This window comes from Vermiculatibacterium agrestimuris, from assembly GCF_943193085.1.
GTDB classification, from domain to species: domain Bacteria; phylum Bacillota; class Clostridia; order Oscillospirales; family Oscillospiraceae; genus Vermiculatibacterium; species Vermiculatibacterium agrestimuris.
This window is the reverse complement of the sequence record NZ_CALPCU010000054.1, coordinates 1-1,642: the sequence shown is the minus strand read 5'-3', so window position 1 is coordinate 1,642 and position 1,642 is coordinate 1. Positions and strand designations below refer to the sequence as shown.

At 42.7% G+C, this 1,642-nt stretch carries 2 protein-coding genes; one reads left to right on the top strand and one right to left on the bottom strand.

The features are described from left to right. Positions 1-650, top strand: a 650-nt coding sequence (locus NFR87_RS10390; RefSeq protein WP_251449423.1) for a restriction endonuclease subunit S, incomplete at its 5' end; no start/stop codon positions are given. Positions 651-685: 35 nt separating this feature from the next. On the opposite strand, the gene NFR87_RS10385 is transcribed toward NFR87_RS10390, so the two are convergent. Beyond that, the gene (locus NFR87_RS10385) at positions 686-1,495 is read right to left on the bottom strand and encodes a tyrosine-type recombinase/integrase (protein ID WP_251449421.1); all 810 of its coding nucleotides are present in this window, start codon (positions 1,493-1,495) and stop codon (positions 686-688) included. Positions 1,496-1,642: the final 147 nt, after the last annotated feature.

Genomic DNA, 1,642 nt, shown 5'->3' with positions numbered 1-1,642 from the left:
AGCTCATCAAGCAAGGCAAAATCAAGCGTGACAAGAAGGAATCTGTCATCTTCAAAGGTGAGGATAACTCTTATTATCTAAGAACAGGTAATCTGATAGAGCCCTTGGATGACTGGGGCTTTGAATTGTTGCCTGATAGTTGGGGTATTTGCTGTCTTGGCGAACTGTGTGACTATGGCAATTGCGTAAATGTCGATACGACATCCATCGCTGATTCTGCATGGATTTTAGATCTTGAAGATATCGAGAAAGACTCTGGAGTTGTCCTGCAAAAAGTGCGCAAGGCTGAACGCAACGCAGTAAGCACAAAGCACCGTTTCCATAAAGGTCAGGTGTTATATAGTAAGCTCCGGCCTTATCTAAACAAAGTAGTCCTGGCAGACGAAGATGGCTATTGTACTTCTGAAATTCTACCATTAGAGTTTGAGCGAAATATACTTCCGCAGTATGCACGCTACTATCTGATGTCCCCTGCATTTTTAAGATACGCCAATAAATGTTCGTATGGCGTGAAGATGCCTCGCCTCGGAACAACAGATGGCAAAAAAGCAATTATCTCCATCCCTCCACTTGAGGAACAAAAACAAATTGTCTTAGCAATTGAGCAAGCATTTGCCAAACTCACCACCATCACAGAAAACCTATCATAATGATCGGCCGCCCTCGCAAGAAGGCGGCCGATCATTTACCATGTCACAATTTTGTCTACTAATGCTTGTTGTTCACTGGCTGTCCTCCGGAGGTAAATGCGGGTAGTTTCAATGCTTTCATGCCCCATTAGATCCGCCAGCAGAGCAATGTCATTGTATTTCTCTAAGAAATTTTTTGCGTACCGATGTCGGAAGGAGTGGGGATACACAACCTTTTTGTCCAGGCCGTATTTGTCTGCATAGTTTTTGAGTTGTTGCGAGATCCCTCGGGTTGTAATACGCTCTCCATACCGGTTCAAAAACAAATAGCCAGAGGAACGCCGTGTTTCCTCCAGCCATTCAAGCGTTTCTGCCCTTAATTTTTTCGGTATGTATAGCCTGCGCAGTTTTCCGCCCTTGGTATAAAGGTCGAAATATCCAAGTTCCACATGTTCAATTTTGATTTGAATAAGTTCACTGACACGAGCGCCAGTAGCAGCCAGATACCAAACGACAAAGTACCACTCCATGTTATCGTCTTTTTTTAGCTGCTTTTTTAGAAAGTTATAATCAGCATTGCTAATCACATTTTCAAGGAAGTTTTTCTGTTGTACTTTTACTGCTTTCAGTCTCAGACGGTCTTTGTGTAGAAACTCCAGATATTTGTTCATAGCCTGGATGCGCAGATTGACGGTCTTGGGCTTGAAAAACTCCATCAGATACCCCTTATAGGCCAGTAAGTTTTCCTTGTTGATCTCCTCATAATGGGCATGGTAGAAATCAACGGTCCAGAGGTAGGAATGGATGGTGTTTTCCGAAAGATTGCTTTTCCTCAAGTGTTGCTCAAATGTTTCGTTTGTCCTCATAAAAAGGCGCCTCCCAATAATATTTTTGCGAGTTCATCGCGCCAATATTATAAGGGAAATATGTGACTATCTCTTATTATGAGAAGATGGGAAGTAAGGTCGAAATTATCGATGATGAGATTCCTTTTGAATTACCGGAAGGCTGGG

Coding starts and splice junctions, on each gene's coding strand:
- NFR87_RS10385 (WP_251449421.1), bottom strand. CDS start 1,495: ATGAGGACAAACGAAACATTTGAGCAACACTTGAGGAAAAGCAATCTT.